At 62.6% G+C, this 13,737-nt stretch carries 13 protein-coding genes; 5 read left to right on the plus strand and 8 right to left on the minus strand.

Going from position 1 to position 13,737, the window contains the following annotated elements; genetic code table 11:
- Positions 1-104: 104 nt before the first annotated feature.
- From FO013_RS02815 to FO013_RS02830, 4 genes are all read left to right on the plus strand, one after another.
- Complete coding sequence (locus FO013_RS02815; RefSeq protein ID WP_143921071.1) at positions 105-1,679, plus strand: molybdopterin-dependent oxidoreductase; 1,575 nt, start codon at positions 105-107, stop codon at positions 1,677-1,679.
- A 235-nt stretch (positions 1,680-1,914) separates the two neighbouring features.
- Positions 1,915-2,214, plus strand: coding sequence for a hypothetical protein (locus FO013_RS02820; protein WP_260847946.1), 300 nt, complete (start codon positions 1,915-1,917; stop codon positions 2,212-2,214).
- A complete protein-coding gene (locus tag FO013_RS02825) occupies positions 2,211-3,749 on the plus strand; it encodes a sodium/proline symporter (RefSeq protein ID WP_143921072.1) in 1,539 nt (512 codons plus the stop codon). Before FO013_RS02820 ends, FO013_RS02825 begins: the two co-directional genes overlap by 4 nt.
- The gene (locus tag FO013_RS02830) at positions 3,742-4,350 is read left to right on the plus strand and encodes a hypothetical protein (protein WP_143921073.1); all 609 of its coding nucleotides are present in this window, start codon (positions 3,742-3,744) and stop codon (positions 4,348-4,350) included. Before FO013_RS02825 ends, FO013_RS02830 begins: the two co-directional genes overlap by 8 nt.
- 44 nt (positions 4,351-4,394) lie before the next feature.
- Here FO013_RS02830 and FO013_RS02835 read toward each other — a convergent pair whose 3' ends face one another.
- Positions 4,395-4,805: a VOC family protein gene (locus FO013_RS02835; protein WP_260847947.1), complete on the minus strand. Its 411-nt coding sequence runs from the start codon at positions 4,803-4,805 to the stop codon at positions 4,395-4,397.
- A gap of 18 nt (positions 4,806-4,823) precedes the next feature.
- Between FO013_RS02835 and FO013_RS02840 the strand changes: the two genes are divergently transcribed.
- Entirely contained in the window at positions 4,824-5,741 is a 918-nt protein-coding gene (locus FO013_RS02840; RefSeq protein WP_143921075.1) for a helix-turn-helix transcriptional regulator, read from the plus strand.
- A 70-nt stretch (positions 5,742-5,811) separates the two neighbouring features.
- Here FO013_RS02840 and nhaC read toward each other — a convergent pair whose 3' ends face one another.
- Genes nhaC through FO013_RS02875 form a run of 7 tightly spaced genes read right to left on the minus strand, consistent with a single transcriptional unit; the run spans position 5,812 to position 13,644 of the window.
- A complete protein-coding gene (gene nhaC / locus FO013_RS02845; protein WP_186292970.1) occupies positions 5,812-7,257 on the minus strand; it encodes a Na+/H+ antiporter NhaC in 1,446 nt (481 codons plus the stop codon).
- A complete protein-coding gene (gene iadA, locus FO013_RS02850) occupies positions 7,254-8,396 on the minus strand; it encodes a beta-aspartyl-peptidase (RefSeq protein WP_143921076.1) in 1,143 nt (380 codons plus the stop codon). Before iadA ends, nhaC begins: the two co-directional genes overlap by 4 nt.
- A gap of 35 nt (positions 8,397-8,431) precedes the next feature.
- Positions 8,432-9,250: an ABC transporter ATP-binding protein gene (locus tag FO013_RS02855; RefSeq protein WP_143921077.1), complete on the minus strand. Its 819-nt coding sequence runs from the start codon at positions 9,248-9,250 to the stop codon at positions 8,432-8,434.
- The gene (locus FO013_RS02860) at positions 9,250-10,041 is read right to left on the minus strand and encodes an ABC transporter ATP-binding protein (RefSeq protein WP_143921078.1); all 792 of its coding nucleotides are present in this window, start codon (positions 10,039-10,041) and stop codon (positions 9,250-9,252) included. The genes FO013_RS02855 and FO013_RS02860 overlap by 1 nt, the downstream gene beginning before the upstream one ends.
- Entirely contained in the window at positions 10,038-10,979 is a 942-nt protein-coding gene (locus FO013_RS02865; RefSeq protein ID WP_143921079.1) for an ABC transporter permease, read from the minus strand. The genes FO013_RS02860 and FO013_RS02865 overlap by 4 nt, the downstream gene beginning before the upstream one ends.
- Complete coding sequence (locus FO013_RS02870; RefSeq protein WP_260847948.1) at positions 10,976-12,076, minus strand: ABC transporter permease; 1,101 nt, start codon at positions 12,074-12,076, stop codon at positions 10,976-10,978. Before FO013_RS02870 ends, FO013_RS02865 begins: the two co-directional genes overlap by 4 nt.
- A gap of 2 nt (positions 12,077-12,078) precedes the next feature.
- The gene (locus FO013_RS02875; protein WP_143921080.1) at positions 12,079-13,644 is read right to left on the minus strand and encodes an ABC transporter substrate-binding protein; all 1,566 of its coding nucleotides are present in this window, start codon (positions 13,642-13,644) and stop codon (positions 12,079-12,081) included.
- Positions 13,645-13,737 lie beyond the last annotated feature (93 nt).

Genomic DNA, 13,737 nt, shown 5'->3' on the forward strand with positions numbered 1-13,737 from the left:
ACCCACCCGTCATCGTTCTGTAAGGTTTCCCGTCCCCACCGGCAGGCGAAGACGAGGATAATCAACAGCACCATCCGCTGCTTTGAGAAGGTGCCACACTGACGATGACAGATCGCCGCCCGCTGCTCTTCACTCTCGCCGGAATCGTCGCGACCCTCGTGTACTTCGGCGCCGCCGAGTTCATCGCCGGCGCCTTCTCCGCCACCTCGGCGCCGCTGCTGATCCTGGGGCAGACGATCATCCCGCTCGTGCCGACAGCCATGATCAAGGCCGCCATCAGCATCTTCGGCACAAACGACAAACTCGCCCTCGTCATCACTCTGGTCATCGTCGGAGCGATACTCGGAGGAGTGATCGGCCGGGTCGGCCTGCACCGGCGTACCCTGTCCTTCGTCCTCCTCATCGGCCTCGGGATTCTACCCGTGGTCCTGCTGGTGAGCACTGGCGGATCGCTCCTCGACGCGGTCCCGGCCCTTGGAGGAGTGGTACTGGGCTGCGCGGCATACGTAGGGTTGATCCGCCTCGGCGATGGCCGAGAACTGCGAGCCGAAGACTCTCAGGACAGAGACCGGAGTGCCGACATCGACGGCCAGCCGGACAGCGACCGTCGTGCCTTCTTCGGTCTCGTCGCAGGACTGAGCGCGGTCGGCATCGCCGCGATCGCGGCAGGCCAGTCGGCATCGATTCTCGCCCGGAATGCGGCAGGAGCGGTAACGAAGCTCGTGCTGCCACGGCCGGCCACCTCGGCGCCTAAGATCCCAGCTGGAGCCGAGCTGGACATCGACGGACTCGCACCGATCATGACACCCACTGACGACTTCTACCGCATCGACACCGCGCTCATCCCACCGTCCGTCGACGCTTCCTCGTGGTCGCTGCGAATCCACGGCATGGTCGACGAGGAAGTGACGATCACCATGGCACAACTGCTCGAGCTGCCGTTGGAGGAACACCGCGTGAGCCTGACCTGCGTATCGAACGAAGTGGGCGGTGACCTCGTGGGCAACGCCACCTGGTTGGGCTACCCGGTCCGAGACCTGCTCAAACGTGCGCAGCCGAATGACGAGGCTGACATGGTGCTCTCGACATCCGATGACGGCTTCACAGCCTCGACACCTCTCGAGGTGCTCACCGACGACCGAGCGTCCCTCTTGGCAGTCGGCATGAACGGCGAACCGCTGCCCCGCGACCACGGATTCCCCGCTAGGCTCGTCGTGCCCGGACTCTACGGCTTCGTGTCGGCGACGAAATGGGTGACGGAACTCGAAGTCACTCGATTCGCCGACAAGGAGGCCTATTGGACGAAGCGCGGCTGGTCCACGCACGGGCCCGTGCTCGTGGCCTCCCGTGTTGATGTTCCCCGCGCCGGTGTCCATGTCAGCCCGAACAAGGACGGGCAGATCATCACCGCGGGGATGGCCTGGGCCCAGCACGTCGGCATCGCCGAGGTGCGCGTGCGCATCGACAACGGCGACTGGCACACAGCGGAGCTGAGCGAGGAGCTGACCACCGACACCTGGCGACAATGGCGATGCCACTTCGACGACGTGGAACCGGGCACCCACACCGTGACTGTCAGAGCGGTCGACAAAGACGGCAACGAACAGATCGCCGAACGTCGCCCCGCGATCCCCGGCAGCGCCACCGGCCTCCATGAACGGGACTTCACCGTCGACTGAGCACCCGGATCGCAGGGACCGACCAAGCGAGCGGGCCGGACGCCGAGCCAAGTCGGAGGCGCGCCCGATTCACTGTGGACAAATGGTCGTTTCGGCCGACGAAATCGACCATTTGCGGACAGGGAAATCCGTTTGTCGACAGCGAAGGACCGATGTTGCCGGACCGCTGGGCCGAGAAGCTTGAGAACTATCTGACAAAACGATGTATCCTCGCCTCAACATGGTGGTGAGCTCCGTGGAAGCACAGGTCGCCCAACGCAGCCTGTGGTTCGGCACGGTTCCGACACTGCCGCATCCTGTTCAGCGTCACAATGAGGTGGTCTCAATGTTCGGTCTCCCGACGGCAACCGTCGTCGTCATCTTCGGCATCCCCGCGATATGGGTGATCTACACGTTGGTCTTCGTCTACCTCTCGCGCGGTTGGAAGGCCGAGGACGTCGCCGAAGACCAGGACCTGACCTCACGCAATGCCAGTGGAGGGAACGGGCCAAACGGCCCGGCCACCTCGGCAGATGAGAACGGGGGACTGGCATGAACCTCGAAACCTGGTTCCTCGTCATCTACTTCGCCGCCATGGCCGGCATCGGCGTGTGGACGCTCAAGGTCGGCAACAAGGACAGCGAAGGCTACTTGCTGGGCGGGCGCAGCCTGGGTCCGGCCGTGACGGCGCTGCGCCTGCAGAGTTCGTCGATGTCGGGGTATATGTTCCTCGGTGCCGGATCGCTGGCGTACACCAAGGGTTACTTCTCACTCTGGTACGCGATGGGCGACATCGGCGGCGGAGTGCTCAACCTGTCCATCCTCGGCAGGCGGATGCGCAAACTCTCCCAGATCTTGGGGTCCCTGACCTCGATCGAATACCTCGAGCACCGCTACCCGTCGCCGTGGATCCGCGCCATCGCGGCCCCCGTCGCCGTATTCTGCATCTTCTTCTACGTCATGAGCCAGTTCATCGCCGGAGGCCGCGGCCTCGAGATGGTCACCGGCATCCCCTACGCATGGGCGCTGCTCATCGCCGTCGGCGTCATCGTCTTCTACACGTTCCTCGGCGGCTACCTTGCCGTGGCCTACACCGACTTCGTGCAGGCCATCATCATGCTCATCGGCATGGTCTGGATTCTCATCGGCACGTTGCAGGCAGTCGGCGGTTGGACGGCCGGCAACAACGCCGTCGGTGAGATCAACCCGAATCTGCTGACCATGTGGGGCCCCGACGGCATCGGTTCCGTACAGTGGGGCGTCATCATCGGCGCGGTCCTCGTGTTCTCCATCGGCTACATGGGCTGGCCGCACGTCAACGTCAGCCACATGGCTATGAAGCGGCCCTCGGTCGCGCGCACGGCGAGCATGTACGCCACCGGTTTCAACCTCCTGTTCATCCCCGCCCCCTACATCGTGGGCATCATGGCGCTCATCATCCTGCCCAACCTCGACAACCCCGAACTCGCGGTCTTCCAGGTCGCGGACACGGTGCTGCCGAACTTTGCCGTCGGCATCGTCATGGCCGGCATCATGGCGGCCATCATGTCGACCGCGGACGCGCTGCTTCTGCAGTCGGGCACGATCGCCAGCCAGGACCTGTTCCAGCGCTTCATCAAAAAGGACATGTCCGACAGCCAGTCCGTGTGGGTCTCGCGCTTCACCGTCCTCATCCTCGCCATGATCGGCTACATCGTCGCCGTCAACGATCCGCCGGCCGTCGCCGAGGTGGTCATCTTCTCCACGACCGTGCTCGGTGCCGCATTCGTCCCCGTCTACGTGGCCGCAGCGTGGTGGAAGAAGGCCAATGTTCCTGGTGCGATCTCCTCGATGGTGCTCGGAACCGTGTCCTCGGTCGTCTGGCAGCTGACCGGGCTCGTCGATGTCACCGGTGTCGACCCGATGGGAATCGGCATCGTCTGCTCAACCCTGGCACTCATCCTCGTGTCTCTGGCCACCCAGAAATCCCACCCGGTGCCCGCACACGTCGTCGCCGCTTTGAAGGAGACGGACAAGATCGGTGCCATCCCAGCCCACATGCTCACCGGGCAGAACGATGCGCTGGCAGCACAGGTGCCCAAAGATGCGTGAGCATTCTGCTTCCGGTTCTGCTGGCGAATCCAGTCTGATCGCTCCCGATTCGGTGCTGAAGCTGGCGCCGAACATCACCGCCGCCGAGGCGCTCGCCGTATTCCAGCGCAAGCTCCCCGACACGGAGGCTGAGGTTCGGGAGGTGCTCCACCCGTTCTGGTGGACGGCGCTGCGTGCCCGGACCCGCGGCGTATTCACCCGATCCGCGAAACCAGGGTCTGCGGTGTCGCTGGGCCAACGGATGAACGTTCTGGTCAACGCCTGCTCGGGCAAGGGCTACATCGCGGACTTCGAACCCCGTGGAGAAAGTGTGGCCGTCGTTGATTGGGTCGGTGCTCTCGATTCCTCGGATCAGGGCGGCCCCCAGCCGGGTGTGGACCAGGTGAGGCGAACAGCGCGTTCACTGGTGCGCACGAAGGTTGTGAAGACGGTGAAACTGGGTATGAGCATCAGTATTGACGAAGCCGCCGCACCAAGCGGGGTCCTCAAACCGAATTGGATCGTGACAGGAGCCAACGAGAAGTTCTCGGCGACGATCCTCGTCGACGGCCTCGATTCCTCCCATTACATCGTTCGGGTCGAGAAGCTGACCCGGGACTGAGACGCGTCCCTGCGGGGACGCATTGGTGGGACAGCACAGATGCGTCAGCCCCAGTTCTTCGCGTCAGAAAGGCAGAACGGGTGGCCGGCCGGATCGATGAGCACCACCCAGGTTTCGCCTGGCTGTGGATCGGCGAGGGTCGCTCCGAGTTCGATGCAGCGAGCGGCCGCGGCGTCGATGTCATCGGCGGCGAGATCGAGGTGGAACTGCTTGTGCCCGTCGTCGGGCCAATCGGGGCGTTGGTAGTCCGGTATCGTCCCGATGCCCAGAGCGTTGCTGGGGCCGGTGAGCATTGCGTAGTTCTCATCTGAGTACGCCACCGGCCAACCCAGCACCGCGGAATAGAAGTCGCCGAGCGCCGAAGCGTCCGGGGCGTCGAGCGTGACCATCGCGAGCTTCGCGACAGGGGTCGTCGAGGAGGTGGAATCGGAAACTTTCATCTCTGAGTCAGTCATGTCTGCCATTCTTGTTCCATGGACGAGGTCGTCGATAGGAAAAACCCGCCACGCGGCGAATCACCGCCCGACCACTTCTACGGGCGGGTGCTCAAACCGGCAGAGATGCTCGAGCACGCTCACTACTGCGCCGTCATGGAAGTTGCCGAAGAGCTGCGGCCATGGGTGAAGCGCTATTGGTCGGTGAACTGGGATCTGGCCGCTGACGAGCGTTATCAGACAGCGACGGTTTCGGAGCCTACGATCAATCTCACTCTCGAATACGGTGACATCGGCCGAGCGAACACGAACGGTGCAGGAATCTGGCTGACCGGTCCGGTGACGGGACGTCGTTTCGATGTCGGACTCTTCGGCCGCGGCGGCGTCATCGGAGTCGATTTCCACCTCGGCGGCACTGTGGCCTTCGCGAACGAATCACCCGCGACGATTCGGGATACGACGGTGCCTGCTCGGACCTGGTTCCCGGGCATCGACGGCGACCTGCCGGTCCTCGGCGTTCTGCCTGTCGGTGATCACGTGAAAGCCGAGGACGGCCTGGTCGCTGCCGTGAGTGCGATCGAGAGTTGGCTGCTGTCCCTTCGCCCACAGATGACCGAGAGCTATGCCAGGTTCCGCCAGATCCTCGGCCGACTCGATGACCCGGCGATCATCAGCCTCGGCGATCTGGCGCTGCACAGCGGGACAAGCGAGCGTTCGCTGCAGCGACTGTTTCAAGCTCACTGCGGTGTCGGGGTCAAACAGATCCTGGTCCGGGCACGGATCAGGGACGCCATTGCCGCGTTCGACCGGGGTTGGGATGGAGCTTTCGGTGACTTGGCTGCAGAGCTCGGATGGTTCGACCAATCGCACTTCACGGCGGATTTCCACCGCGTCACCGGGTACACACCGGCCGAATACATCCGTGCTCACGAGAGGAGTGGCCAGCCACAGAAGTGAATCAGTGTGGCACGCTTGATCAGCGGCGCTTGGCCATCACTGGCAGGGCCGGAGTCGGGTCCATCGCAGGTCAGCGGCGTTTGGCGATGCCGATTCCGGTATAGCCGAGGATGATTGCGAAGGCGAAGCCGACATAGCAGAACACTGCCCACGGGGCGTAGTCGAGGACGGAGACTCCCAGCACTCCGGCCATGTACACGCCTGCCGAAGACCACGGGACGAGCGGAACGACGACGGTGCCGGAATCCTCAAGTGTGCGTGAGAGGTTCTTGGCGTCCAGGCCCCGATCGGCGTAGGCCGTCTTGAACAGCTCGCCCGGAACGATGATCGACAGGTAGGAATTGCCGGTCACGATGGCCATCGTGATGCATGAGAGCACCGTGGAGAGGACAAGATCTCCAGTGCGCTTCACGAATTTCAGCAACGAGCGGATGATGGTCTCGAGAGCACCGGACTTGGACATGATGCCGGCGAACGCGAAGGCACTGAACGCGATGAGGATGACACCGGTCATCGACGCCATCCCACCCTGTGAGACCAACTCGACGACCTGAGGATCCAGATTCTTCAGGGTCGTGGGCCCGACCTCGAGCATGTCCGGGGTGAACCCGTCGACAGTGGACGCGAAGATCGATTCGAGGCTGACCTTCTGGAAGATGGCAGCGAGGATACCGGCCACCAGAGACGAGCCGATGATCGTCGGAAGTGTGGGCAGTTTGAGAACCGCTCCGCCGAGGACGATGAGCATCGGCAGAAGCAGGAGGACGTTGAAGGAGAAGAGACTGTCCAAGGTTCCCGTGACGGCATTGATCTGCTCCGAATCGGTCCCGCCGGACTTCTGATTGATGCCGACGAACAGATAGAGCGCCAGCGCCACGACCGTGGCCGGAATCGTGGTGTAGAGCATGTGCCGAATGTGCTCCCACAGGGTGGTGCCGGCAGCGATCGGAGCCAGGTTCGTGGTGTCCGACAGCGGGGAGAGCTTGTCGCCGAAGTACGCACCGGCGACGATGGCGCCAGCGGTGGCCGCCAGCGGTGCGTCGAGGCCCGCGGCGATTCCCATCAGGGCGACTCCAACAGTTCCGGCCGAACCCCACGACGTTCCGGTGATGACGGAGACGATCGCGGAGATGACGAATGCGATGAGAACGATGAACTGTGCGCTGATGAGCCCAAGGCCGTAGTAGATCATCATCGGAATGGTTCCCGCGATCATCCACGTGCCGATGAGGATGCCGATCGAGATGAGCACGAGCAGAGCCGGCATCGCAGTGTCGAGCTTCTCCCTGATGCCCAGCAGCATCTCGTCCCAGCTCAGCCCCATCCGCAGAGCCACCAGGCCGGCGATGATCGCGGAGAGGATCAGCAGCGGTTCGGGTGCGAGCCCGAGAACACCGTAGCCCACCGCCAACAGGACGAGCATCGCGACCAGGGGGATCAGTGACCAGCCCAAGGGCGGACGCTTCTCCTCCACATCGACGGAGGTGGGAGTCGTCGTGTCGTGCTCGTGGCTCATTCGAAGGTTCCTTGGATCTGCGGGGCGCCGCTGCGGACGCTCTCTCGTCCGCGGGCGAAGGCGAGCTGAATGGTGTGGCTGTCATCGGTGAGGAGGATATCGGCATCTGCTCCGACGCGGAGGCGTCCCTTGTGTTCGAGGCCGAGGACATCTGCCGTATTGGAGGTGACGAGAGAGATAGCCTGAGACAGGTCGACACCGGGCAGGTCGGCACACGCCCACACCTGCTCATACAGAGTCGCCTGCTTGGCGACATCCATGCCGATGAGCCGACCATCGGAGTCGAATTCCGGCAGGCTGCCGTTGGCATCGGAGGAGAGAGTGAGTCGGCTGAGATCTCCGCCGAGGTCGATGTAGCGTTTCAGTGAATCAGTCGTCGTCGACGAGGCCGTCATATCGACCATGGCACCCTTGGCAGCCAGATCCACCGCGTCGGCCAGAAGCTCGGGGGACCGGGTGATGTGGGTGGCGTAGATGGTCTGGGGCGCGATCGGATACTCGTCGAGGAGCCGGTGAAGTGGGGCAAGTCGGGTCGAGTAGGGACCGACGTGGAAGTGAGTGATTCCGGCCTTGCCGGACAGCAGCCCACCGACATGTGACTGGCTGACGAGTTCGGCAAGAGCCTCGACGGTGGGTTGGAACGACCGCCGATCCGAGATCGCGACCTCTCCGACACCGATGACCTTGTCGATGAGGACGAGATCATCGACGACAGCGCCGGTCAAAGTCCGGGCCGGGACCTGGTAGCTGCCCGTATAGATATAGGTGGTGATGCCCTCGGTCTCGAGAGCTCGGGCCTTGGCGAGGAGATCAGCGTGACTGCGGGTGACTCCGTCGGTCCCCAGGCAGCCGATGACGGTGGTGACTCCGGCGCTCACGATGTCGCCGATGCGGATCTCGGGGGTGCGGTTTGCGTACCCGCCTTCGCCCCCACCGCCGGCGATGTGGACATGTGGGTCGATGAAACCGGGAGTGGCCGTCAGTCCCTGGGCATCAACGACTGTGGCGTTGGGAAGACCCTGGAGCGCTTCGGCAGGTAGGTCACCGATGAAGGTGATCTGCTGTCCCTCGATGAGGATGTCCTGCTTCCCGAGCCGTTCCGGGGCGCAGATGTCTGCTCCGCGCAGCAATATCACCATGTTTCGCTATCTCCTTGCGACGTCTCCTGCAGCACTTACCCGGGAATGATCCCCTTGCCGTCGACCTTCGGGATGGCCGCGAGCAGCTTCTTCGTATAGGGATGCTGCGGGTCATTCCAGATCTGATCTGTCGAACCGACCTCGACAATGTTACCTGCCTCCATCACGGCTACGCGGTCCGCGATGTCGCGGACGACCGAAAGATCGTGGCTGATGAAGATCATGGACGCACCGGAGTCGATGGCAAGGTCCCTCATCATCCGCGCGATCCTGGCTTGGAGGAAGGCATCCAGGGAGGCGATCGGCTCATCACCTACGAGCACCTTGGGCCCGGCAGCCAGTGCCCGCGCAATGGCGATGCGTTGCCGCTGTCCGCCCGAGAACGAATGCGAGAACCTCTGCGCAGCATCGAGGGGCAGATCGACCGCTTCGAGGAGGGACTCCACTGTCCAATTGTGTTCCGGGTCGAGGGCGAGTGCGTCAGTGAGCTGATCCCTGATGCGTCTGCGCGGATTCAACGATGCGTAGGGGTTCTGAAAGACCATCTGGACTCCCAGGAGATTCTTGGGCCGACGGCCAAGGCCCAAGGGCTTCACCGGGTGGGATTCGAAGGTGATGGTGCCGCCTGCGGTTTTCTCGAGTCCGCAGATGAGCTTGGCCAGCGTGGACTTTCCGCAACCGGATTCGCCCACGAGGCCAAGCACCTCTGAGCGGCCCAGCTGCAGTGAGACGTTGCTGACGGCACGGAATCGGCCGCCGCCGTTGAGCTTGTATTCGCAGGAGACGTTGTCGAGTTCGAGCAGTGGAACCTTGGATGCCCGAGGAGTGTCCTCGGTCGTTGTCGTGGTTGTCATCAGCGTGGGACCTCCGCTCCGGGCAGTGATTCGATGAGCGATCTGGTGTACTCATGCTTCGGTGCGGTGATGACAGGTTCACGATCTCCGGTCTCGACCACCAAACCGTTCTTCATCACGACGATGGTGTCGGCCACCGAGGACAGCACTCCGAAGTCGTGAGTCACGAGGAGGACGGCCAAGTTGAGGTCATCGCAGAGTTCGCGCAGCAGGCGCAGGATTCCAGCCTGCACAGTCACATCGAGGGCGGTGGTCGGTTCATCGGCGATGAGCACGTTCGGATCGCAGATGATCGCCGAGGCGAACGCGATGCGCTGCAGTTGACCACCGGAGAACTGGTGCGGGTACTTCCCGATCGCTTCATCGGGGTGGGGGACATGAGTGCGTTCGAGGATGTGGACGGCGCGCTCGAGGGCGTCCTTCTTCGAGGCCTTCTTGTGGTGCCGGTAGTGATCGGTCATCTGATCGCCGATGGTGAGCATGGGATGGAATGCTGAAGCTGGATCCTGGAACACCATCGACAGCTGCACGCCGCGCAGGCGGTTGTGGACCTTGGCAGGCATCCCGACCAACTCGGTGCCGTCGAAGTCGATGCTGCCGCTGAGTTGGGCACCGGCGGGGGAGAGGCCCATGATCGCCAGTCCTGTCTGCGTCTTGCCCGAACCGGAGGCACCGGCGACACCGGTGATCTTTCCCGCCTCCAGATCGAATGAGACATTGCGCAGGATGTGCTTCTCCACCTTGCCCGTCGTCACCGACAGGTTGAGGTCTTGGATGCTGATCATGCTCATGAGGTGGTTTCTCCCACTTCCTGTGCGGTATGCGGGTCAAGGGAGTCGCGCAGGCTGTCTCCGATGAAGTTGAAGGCCATGACGATCGTGAGGATGCACAGGCCGGGGAAGAACGCGATCCACCAGGCGGCGAACTGCGAGACCCCCTCGCTGATCATGGCACCCCAGTCCGGTGTCGGTGGGACGACTCCCAGGGACAGGAACGAGAGACCGGCCATCGTGAGAATCGCCGAGCCCACATCGAGGGTGGCAAGAACCACGACGGGGGAGAGCACATTCGGTGAGATCTCCCGGATGAGGGACTTTCCGGCGCTGAAGCCGAGCAGGCGTCCGGCGACGACGTATTCGCTGTTGCGAGCAGACATGACCAGAGATCTGGTGACACGGGCGTATGAAGGCCAGGAGACGAGGAGGATGGCGATGATCGCGTTCTTCAGGCCCGGGCCTAATGCTGCGGCGATGACCATGGCGAGGATGATCGTGGGGAAGGCGAAGACGAGGTCGGCGATGCGCATGATGATCTCGTCGACGGCTCGTCCGAAGTAGCCGGCGATCGCACCGAGGACGGAACCGAGCACGGCCGAGCAGATGACGACGAAGACGGCTGCCGGCAGTGTGGTGCGTGCGGCCACGATGAGTCGCGACAGAACATCACGACCCAAGGTGTCTGTGCCCAGGAGGTTTCCACCTCCGGGAGCACTGAGCCGGGGGAAATCCTGCGCCAGCGGATTGAACGGTGCCAGAAGTGGTGCGAAGAGTGCCACAATCAGCCAGATGCTCAGGATGATGGCTCCGATGAATCCCAGCGGAGTGCGCAGTGCCTTCGGAAAGCGAAACTGCCACCGTTTGACACCGCGGTCGACAGGATTGCGATCTGCCACCTCGGCGCTGGCAGATGTGGTGTTCGTCGGCGGCTGTTTGGGGGTCCCGATGCTCATCGCACCCTCACTCTCGGATCCACGAAGCCGTAGATCAGGTCGACGATGAAATTGACGATGATGTAGACGATGCCGATGACGAGTCCGACTCCCATGATGACGGGCAGGTCGAGTGTCGTCGCACCGCGGAAGGCGTACTGTCCCAGGCCGTTCCAAGCGAACACGGTCTCTGTCAGGACTGCGCCGGACAGGAGCGAGCCGAAGGCCAGGCCGACGACCGTGATGATCGGGACGAGAGCACCACGGAAGATGTATTTGAAGACGACCGTGCGAGCCGGCAGCCCCTTTGCTCTGGCAGCGGTGACGTAGTCGAGTCGGATGATGTCGAGAACGCTTGAGCGGCTGAATCGGGTGAGCAGGCCGATCGTGAACAGGGCCAGCACACACGAGGGCAGAATCAGATGCCCGAATGCGTTGATGAACGTCGACATCTGACCGGCCAAGAGAGAGTCGACGGTGTAGAGACCGGTGACCCTCGGCGGTGGGGTGATCCACGGGTCAAGGCGCCCGGCGCCGGGGACGACGCGGAGTTTGAAGAAGAAGACGTAGTAGCCGACCGCGGCGATCCAGAATGTGGGTGCTGAGATACCGATGAGGCTCAAGGCGCGGATGGCGTGATCGAGGATCGTGTTCTGCTTGAGCGCGCTGGCCAGTCCAAGCAGCAGACCGATGATGACCGAGATCAGGATGGCTCCGATGCCCAGCTCGATCGAGGCAGGGAAGACCTGGCCGATCGACTGGAGGACTGGTGTCCGGGTCTGGTTGGATACACCCATATCGCCTTGGAGCAGGTTGCTCAGATACGTGAAGTACTGGACGATGAGTGGCTGGTCGAGACCGAGGCGCTCACGGGTCGCGGCGACGATCTCCGGGTCCGCCGCCGCCCGGTCGCCGAGGATGGCGGCGACCGGGTCGGTGGGGACCAGGTTGGTCATCAGGAACGTCACAATCGTGACACCCCAGATGAGGATGAGGCTGATCCCGATCCGAATGAGGATGTAGCGCAGCAGCGGGGGCAGCAGCGGTGGCTTGATGCGCTGTGCTTCGTCGCTGCTCGGCGGGTGGGCGGTGGAGCTATCGGTGGTTGAGACCGACATCCTCACTCAGCTTTCGCGAAGTCGAATGTGATGTCGGCGTTGGAGACGTACGTGTTGATGCTCGATCCCACTGCCACGGTGTTGACGGGCTGGACGAGAGGAATCCAGACTCCGGTGTCCGTGGTCGCCTTGTAGAGCTTGGCGTAGGCGGCGTCACGGTCACTGTCCTTGGCCTTCTCCGCTTCGGCTGCGAGCTTCTTCAGCTTCGGATCGGACTTCCAGTTGACGCGGTCGGCGACGCTGCCGCCGGGGATGAAGACGTTGTAGTTCGTGGGATCCGGGTAGTCCGCACCCCAGGTGCCGATGCCCATGGGCTGCTTGGCCGAGCGGAATCCGTCGAGCTGTGTCGAACTGGGTGCCGGTTTCAGCGCGAGGTTGATGCCGGCCTCTTTCAGCTGAGCCTGCAGGGTCTCCGCCAGCTGAGCCAAGTCGACTCCGTTGACTGACTGGTCGCTCGAATAGTGGAAGGGAATCTTCTCACCGTCGTACCCAGCCTTCTTCAGCAGTTTCTTCGTCTTGGCTAGATCCTTCTCTGGTGCCTGATCTTTCGGAACGGCACCGACGAACTCGTTGGGGACGAGGCTGGCCATGCGCTGCGATCCTTCTCCGGCGAGGTCGGTGAGCTTGTCGTAGTCGATGGCAGACATGACGGCCTTGCGGAAGTTCGGATCGGCGGCAGGTCCGCCGAGCTTCTCGTCGGTGTTGTTGAAGATGTAGAGGCTGCGCGTCGAGGGCAGGCTCGCGATCTCACCCATGGAGCCATCGATCTGCTTCGCCTGCTCGGAGTTGAGGTCGTAGGCGACCTGTGCCTGGCCGGACTGGATGTCGGTCAGCTGGGTCTCTGCGGAGACGTTGCGCAATACGACGCGTTTGTACTTCGGTTCCGGGCCGTTGTAGTGCTCGTTCGCCGTCAGCACCACCTGACTGTCGGCATCGTACTTCTCAACCTTGTACGGACCCGAGCCCTGCGAGTTCTCGTTGAGGAAGGCTTCGGCGCCGTCCTTCTCGTCGGTGGTGCCTTCATTCTCCTTCACGACCTTCGAGTTCACGATTCCGATCGAGGCGTTGGGGAGAATGTAGGGGAGTGCAGGATTGGGCTTCTTGCTGGTCAGCTCGACGGTCTCCTCGTCGACCTTCTTGATGGAGACACCGTCGAGGAAGAACGAAGGATTGCCCTTGATGCCCTTGAGTCGTTCAAAGGAGAAGACGACGTCATCCATGGTGACAGGATCGCCGCTGGAGAACTTCGCGTCCTTCTGCTTGAGCTTCAGCGTCATCTTCTTGTCGTCTTCGGACATCTCGAAGGAGCACAGGCCGTCGGTCGGCTTGGTCAGGTCGCCGTCCTTGAATTCCAAGGCGGTCTGATAGATGGCAGTGTCGATTGTCGACCCGGTGAACTCGAACTGCCGGTGGGGATCGATCGTCTTGAGGTTGAACGCGGTCTCAGCCACGATCGTGTCGCCGGCCTCGCCTCCTCCCTGGTCTCCTCCGCTGCAAGCAGCCAGACCGAAGGTGAGAGCGAGAGCTGATCCGATTGCGAGCGCTCGGCGGGGGAGGCGGACCTTCATGTGAGATTCCTTACGTTAGGTGTTGTAGCTCACACTAAATCCCAACCGGCCCCCGTTCAATCAGCAATGCCACAACGCTGAGTGTTTTCTGCT

Origin of the sequence: Brevibacterium aurantiacum, from assembly GCF_007558825.1 — a bacterium.
Classification (GTDB): domain Bacteria; phylum Actinomycetota; class Actinomycetes; order Actinomycetales; family Brevibacteriaceae; genus Brevibacterium; species Brevibacterium aurantiacum_A.